Source organism: Ilumatobacter sp. (assembly GCF_041688325.1).
GTDB lineage: Bacteria > Actinomycetota > Acidimicrobiia > Acidimicrobiales > Ilumatobacteraceae > Ilumatobacter_A.
The window spans coordinates 1-6,342 of the sequence record NZ_JBDNIJ010000076.1; the positions used below are offsets into that span (position 1 = coordinate 1).

Below are 6,342 nucleotides of genomic sequence, written 5' to 3' on the forward strand. Positions count from 1 at the left end.
CTACAGAATGTCGAACCAGACGCCCTCTTGAGCCGTCCCCATGTAGTTGATGAAGATCTCAGAGCCCTCGGCGATGTCGGCCAGCGCCGTGATCACCAGCTCGTCTGGTGTCTCTAACGTTTCGGCGTTCGGGGAATAGCGATGGTTGTAGAGCGAGCCATAGCCGAGCGCCAACGCCGTCGAGGACTCGCCCCAGCCGAATACGTAGCTATCGGCACCCAGCGAGAGCGCCTCCCCCTGGTCGCCTTCGACGATCAACATCGGGCATCGCTCAATCTGCTCACCCGCGACGATGTTGCGTGTGGCAAAAACGCCTCGACCAGCACCAGTCGGTGATTTGGCGACACGCAAATGGGGATGAATCGATGCGGCGTTCTCGGGAGGCACGGCCGAGAGTCAACCGGGCCCTACTGCGCTTGCCACGCCGGTGCGTCGGATTCGCCGCGCCAATAGGCAAGTCGACGCTGGGCTTCGGGCATCGCAGCCTCGTTGCTCATACCCGCGCGGACTCGCATCAGCGTGGCTGCGACCAATCGAAGTTCGGCGAACGCTTCGGCGGACGGTTGTGCACGCAGCGACGATCCATACCCATCGGCGTACGCCGCGTACACCCCGGGCTCGCCGCCCCACCGCTCAGACAGTGTCATCAGCGGTGCGTGGTCCCACCCGGGCGGGGCCACGCACATGAGGTCCCAGTCAATCAGGACCGGGCCATCGGGAGCCATGATCACATTGCCGGGGTGCACGTCGCCGTGGCACACCACTGCGCCGGCCTGATCAGCCCAATCGGGCCAACGCCCGATGGCCTGCTCGATACCCCGTCTGGCTTCGTGGTCCAAAACGTCGCCAATTTGAGCGAAGAGTGTGTTGAAGTCCCACCACGGGAAATCGACTGGCTGCGGCAGCGGGTACTCGCTCGGAAGGTCGTCCTTATCGAGAGTATGCACCATCCGAACCATTGCACCGACGGCTCGCCAGTCGATTGGTTCGCCTGTCGCCTCGATGTGCTCCCATGCCGTTGCGTGGAGCCCGGCCTGGCCGAATGTGTCTGTTCGGACCGGTCGTGTGACCCGAAGGCCAGCCTCGAGCAACCGCTCGGCAAGTTCCAATGATGCACTCGCCGGCGCACTCGGCTCACTCACTCGGAGCACAACATCACCCGACCGATAGATCGCATTCATGCCCGCCCGGAGCAATACCGGTTCCGGAAGTTCCCAATACGCCGCAGCATCAACCGCAAGGTCACCCGCTGCTCCAAGGTCGGTGATCGGTCGATCGACAAACGGACGCATGCCCGGTCAGATCACCGTCAACACGTCGACACCCGGGTTAAGGCGGCCCGTCGGGTCGAACTCACCCTTGATGCGGGCATGCAGCTGCGCCTGCACCGGGTCGACTTGGCGCGACGGCCGTGGCCTGGTGTGATGCACGACTCCGACGCCGATCTCGGCGATGAACGACCCCGGCTGAGCAACGCGCAGCGACGGCAGTTCAGACGGTGCCATCGACCAGCGACCACCCGAGGGCAGCTCGGGTGGTCGGTCGATGGGGTTCAGTCCGTATGCCTCGGCCATTTCGGTGACATCACCCTCATGGCCCTCGAGGAGTACCCAGGTTGCGGCGCCATCCCACAGGACCGTGGTCGGCCTGAACAGACCGGTCAGGAGCGTCCAGGGATCACGGTCCGATGTGAACCATTGCTCGTAGGCCGAAATTGGACGCGTCCTCAAGATGACGTCGCCGAGAAAGCCAAGCGTTCCACGCGACCCGACCATCAGCCGGCATAGGTCAAAGCCGCTGACGTTCTTGACGGTCGGGCCACCGGCCTTCACGACCTTGCCGGTTGATCCGACGTAGTGCGTTTGGAGGAGAGCATCGCGCATTGCTCCGTAAGCCAGTCGGCGGATACCGCTGTGGCCAACGGCGAGCGCTCCACCGATGGTGCCTCCAGGAGGGAAAGGAATCTGCTGGCCGTGCTCGGCGAGCGCCTGAGCAACGTCATCGACCGGTGTGCCGGCACCGCACTGGATCGTCATCTCGGCCGGCTGGATCCAGTCGATCCCAACCGGAGCAGTAACCAGGCGCACGTCGCCAGGCGGCGTTGCTCGAGTAGCAAGGCCGACAACCGCGACCGGTTCGGTACTCCCGATATTCGCCGCGAAATCGTCGACAGTCAGATCCATGCGCCCTCCGGGGCTCGATGAATCTCGCCACACGTCGCCGGGCTCGGCAAGACCTTGTCTGGATTGGACAGCATCTGCGGGTCAAACGCTCGGCGTAAGTCGGCTTGCGCTGCCAGGTCGGTCTCGGAAAACATCAGCGGCATCAGATCGCGCTTCTCAAGGCCGATGCCATGCTCACCGCTCAGCACCCCACCGGCATCGACGGACGCTTTGACGATTGCCCTGCCGGCAGCATGCACACGTTCGTAGACGCCAGGCTCCTTGCCATCGAAGACCAGCAGCGGGTGCAGGTTGCCATCACCGGCGTGAAACACGTTGAGTACTTGCAGATCGTGCTCTTTGACTATCGCGTAGATCTGGTCGAGCACGCCGGACAACTTGTTCCTTGGGACCACGGTGTCATGCAGGTAGTAGTCGGGCTTGATATTTGCGATTGCGCCGAACGCTGACTTGCGACCCTTCCAGAGCAGCGCTCGTTCGGCGTCGTCTGCAGCAATCCGCACACCGCCGACGTTCCGGGCCGTTGCCAGTTCGGAAATCCGCGCGACGTCAGCAGCGACACCGCGGGCTGGTCCGACGACCTCGATCAGCAACGCTGCGGCTTGTTCGACCGGCAACCCGGCGTGAATGAACGCCTCGACAGCGACGAGGCAGAGCTGATCCATCATCTCGACCGCAGCCGGCACGATGCCCGCCGCGATGATGTCGCTGACCAAGTCGGCCCCGTCAGACACCGACGCAAAGTCCATCAGCATTGTCGCCACATCGGGCGGGTTCTGCATGAGACGGACACAGACCTTGGTGGCCACTCCGAACATGCCTTCGCTCCCAACGAAGACGCCGCGCAGATCAAAACCGTCAGGCTCCGGCTCTTCGCCGCCAAAGATCGTGACCGAGCCGTCGGGCAGCACCACTTCCATCCCGTGGATGTGGGCATTGGTGACGCCGTCGGCGAGACAGTGTGGCCCACCCGAGTTGTTCGCGACGTTGCCACCGATCGAACACGTTTGCTGGCTACTTGGATCGGGCGCGAAGTGCACGCCGAGGTGAGCAATTTGCTTCGACAGGTCGAGATTCAGAACGCCTGGTTCGACCCACGCCATCCGACTGACCGGATCGACCGAGATGATCTTGTTCATCTTCGTCGTCGAGATGACGATCGCGCCGGGAGGCGGAACGGCGCCTCCGGCAAGACCGGTTCCCGAGCCGCGCGCCAGGAACGGCACCCCGAATTCGGCAGCAATCTGGACAATCGCCTGAACGTCAGCGGTCGACTCGGCGAAGCAGACGATGCCCGCTGTGTTGGACATGGTCGACGCATCGCGCCGGTACAAATGTGTTTCCGTCGCACCGTCACGAACCTGATCGGGCCGTATAACAGCACGGAGTCGGGTCGCCACCCGGACGAGGTCGACGTCGTGGCCTGTGTAGATCTCGTCGAGTGACACGGTCAGTCCCGAGGTTGGCGCATCACGATCACGCGCCCGCTCTCGACCGCCTCACCATCGACGAACACCTTGTCGCCAGGTTCGACGTGGTCTTCGAGCGACTCAAGGCGACCCTCGCGCTTTGCTCGCAACTCGTCTTCGTGCTGCGACGCCACGACCCGCCCCTCACGGACTGCATCGGCAACGTCTCGACCCTTGGCTCGCGCCTTGGAGACAGCTGACTTCACGACTTGCACAGGAGCAACGCTTGACGCGGCTTCCTTGACCTTCTTCTTGGCGTATCCGGCGCCAGCAATGCCGGCGGCCAACCCTCCGGCAAACCAGGTGACTCGCTTCATCATGCTCGTTTCCTCCTGCGTTGCTCCGGCGCAATACCGGCTCGATTTCGGACCTCAATCACGTTCGGATCGACCGTGGCAATCGACCGTTGGATTGGCCCACCACGAAGCCTTGACCACACGCGAGAGGTTCCCTTGGCGAAACCTGCCGCCTTGATGACCGGCGACGAGAACGCTGTCTTGGTGACCCTTCCACCGATTGCATCACCAATGGCTTCGGCTGAACCGAGGACTCTGTCGAACCGTTCGAGGTCGTGTCGTGCCTCGTCAACCGTCGACCGCGCTTCGTTCGTGGTGTGCCGGAGGTCAGCGAGCAGGGGTTGAGTTTCGTTACGTAGATCGGTCACTTCGTTCCGCAGTGAGCGGAGCGTGTCGAGCACACGCAACAGCACGACGATCAAGGCGGTAAAGCCAATGATCATCAACACCGCCAGCACGATGAGGACAAGTTCGCCGGGCGTCATTGCTGTCCTTTCGACCGTGGGTTCTTGTGCATTACGATCTTCCCCTCGTCGCCGTGTTCGCTCGGCTCATACCAGTGACGGCCGGCCAGCGACTCGGGCAAATACTGCTGGTCGACCCATCCCTTCGGATCGTCATGAGGATAGCGGTAGCCAGCACCGTGACCGAGTTCAGCAGCGCCTTGATAATGCCCATCTCGAAGATGAGCGGGTACCTCGCCGACTGCCCCGTCTTTGACCGCTGCCCGTGCATTCCAGATAGCCAACGCTGCACGGTTGCTCTTGGGAGCAGTCGCCAGATAGATCGCTGCCTGTGCCAGGTTGAGTTGGGCCTCCGGGAGCCCGACATGTTCGAGCGCATGCGCGGCGGCAACTGCAACTTCGAGCCCGCGGCTGTCGGCGAGACCGACGTCTTCGCTCGCGAAAATGACCATGCGGCGGGCGATGAAACGGGCGTCTTCGCCCGCTTCAAGCATCCGCGCCAGCCAGTACACCGCAGCGTCGGCGTCGCTGCCCCGCATCGACTTGATAAAGGCACTCACGACGTCATAGTGATCGTCCTGCCCGTAACGAAGCGCACTGGTTCCGAGCGCAGCTTCGACATGTTCGAGTTCGACGTGTGTGTAGTTCGACAATGCACATGCGACGTCGAGCGACGTGAGCACCTGGCGACCATCGCCGCCGGATCGGTCGACAAGCAACGTTGTGGCTTCTGGGTCAGCAGTAACCGCCTCAGCCTGCAAACCGCGTGCGACGAGTTGCTCGATGGCCTTTCGATCCAGCGGCTCGAGACGAAACAGGGTCGAACGGCTGCGCAGCGGAGCGTTCACTTCGAAGAACGGATTTTCCGTCGTCGCGCCGATCAGTGTCAGCGTGCCGTCTTCCACTGCTGGCAGCAGCGCGTCTTGCTGCGACTTAGAGAAACGATGGATCTCGTCGAGGAACAGGATCGTGCCCTGCCCCCGCTCACCCAGGCGTTGCTTCGCCCGTTCTATCGTCTCTCGGACGTCCTTGACTCCAGCAGTGACAGCCGACATCTGCTCGAACGCCCGCTCGGTGGACCCGGCAACTGCGAGAGCAAGCGATGTCTTGCCTGTTCCCGGCGGGCCCCACAGAAGCGCTGAACTCAACCGGTCGCTTTCGACCAGCACTCGGAGCGGCCTTCCCGGGCCGACCAGATGTTCCTGGCCGACGACATCGTCGAGAGTACGCGGCCGGAGCCGCGCCGCCAGCGGAGCGCGAGCCCGCCGAGTCTCCTCCGCTGCTGCAGCAAACAGGTTGTCACTCACGCGGTGCCGAGCACGCGCTGATACGACGCCTGGCGGAAGTCGACGACCTGGTCGATTAACCAGTCGATCTGCACCCATTTCCAATCAACGAACTCAACACCGTCAGGCCTCGGTGCGGTGTTGTCGTCATCAATCTGGAAGAAGAACCAGCGCTGCGCCTGACCCAGCCGTTGTCCAACCGTTTTGACGCTCTCAGGCCACTCGTAGACAGTCCACTCGGGATACTCATCGACGAGATGGACCTCGTTGGCAGTCAACCCGGTTTCTTCTTCAAGTTCACGCCAGACACCTTCGACCGGAGTTTCACCTGCGTCGATACCACCTTGCGGAAGTTGCCATTGACCTGTGCGGTCAGAGCGTTCAAAAGCAAGAACTCTGCCGCTTGAATCGCGCACCACCGCAACGGTTCCCGCTCGAAAATGCAAACTCCCCATCGGGGTCGATCGTACCGTTCACCGGCGACCAGCGCGGAACCACCTGCGCGGCGGCTGACCCGCGTCAGCGGCCGATGTGACGAAGACGCGTCTGGATGTCGTAATAGTCGCGGTCATGTTCGGCAATCGTGCCAAACCAGCGACGGGCCTTGAGCGGTTCGCCGATGCGGTCATAGAAGTCAGCAAGCA

At 62.5% G+C, this 6,342-nt stretch carries 8 protein-coding genes; all 8 read right to left on the reverse strand.

What is annotated here, in order from left to right; translation table 11 throughout:
• Genes ACH2EI_RS05450 through ACH2EI_RS05485 form a run of 8 tightly spaced genes read right to left on the reverse strand, consistent with a single transcriptional unit; the run spans position 1 to position 6,153 of the window.
• On the reverse strand, positions 1-387 hold the full coding sequence (locus ACH2EI_RS05450) for an SET domain-containing protein-lysine N-methyltransferase (RefSeq protein ID WP_395159371.1): 387 nt from the start codon (positions 385-387) through the stop codon (positions 1-3).
• 20 nt (positions 388-407) lie between these two features.
• Positions 408-1,292 (reverse strand): phosphotransferase enzyme family protein, encoded by an 885-nt coding sequence (locus tag ACH2EI_RS05455; protein WP_395151966.1) that lies wholly within the window; start codon positions 1,290-1,292, stop codon positions 408-410.
• Positions 1,293-1,298: 6 nt separating this feature from the next.
• Positions 1,299-2,183 carry an FAD-binding protein gene (locus ACH2EI_RS05460; protein WP_395151964.1) on the reverse strand — a complete coding sequence of 295 codons (885 nt, stop codon included), beginning with the start codon at positions 2,181-2,183 and terminating at the stop codon, positions 1,299-1,301.
• Positions 2,174-3,631, reverse strand: coding sequence for an FAD-binding oxidoreductase (locus ACH2EI_RS05465; protein ID WP_395151962.1), 1,458 nt, complete (start codon positions 3,629-3,631; stop codon positions 2,174-2,176). The genes ACH2EI_RS05460 and ACH2EI_RS05465 overlap by 10 nt, the downstream gene beginning before the upstream one ends.
• Positions 3,632-3,633: 2 nt before the next feature.
• Positions 3,634-3,972, reverse strand: a complete 339-nt coding sequence (locus ACH2EI_RS05470) for a hypothetical protein (protein WP_395151960.1) — start codon at positions 3,970-3,972, stop codon at positions 3,634-3,636.
• Positions 3,969-4,433, reverse strand: coding sequence for a hypothetical protein (locus ACH2EI_RS05475; protein ID WP_395151958.1), 465 nt, complete (start codon positions 4,431-4,433; stop codon positions 3,969-3,971). Before ACH2EI_RS05475 ends, ACH2EI_RS05470 begins: the two co-directional genes overlap by 4 nt.
• Positions 4,430-5,719 carry a replication-associated recombination protein A gene (locus tag ACH2EI_RS05480; RefSeq protein WP_395151956.1) on the reverse strand — a complete coding sequence of 430 codons (1,290 nt, stop codon included), beginning with the start codon at positions 5,717-5,719 and terminating at the stop codon, positions 4,430-4,432. The genes ACH2EI_RS05475 and ACH2EI_RS05480 overlap by 4 nt, the downstream gene beginning before the upstream one ends.
• Entirely contained in the window at positions 5,716-6,153 is a 438-nt protein-coding gene (locus tag ACH2EI_RS05485; RefSeq protein ID WP_395151954.1) for an NUDIX domain-containing protein, read from the reverse strand. The genes ACH2EI_RS05480 and ACH2EI_RS05485 overlap by 4 nt, the downstream gene beginning before the upstream one ends.
• Positions 6,154-6,342 lie beyond the last annotated feature (189 nt).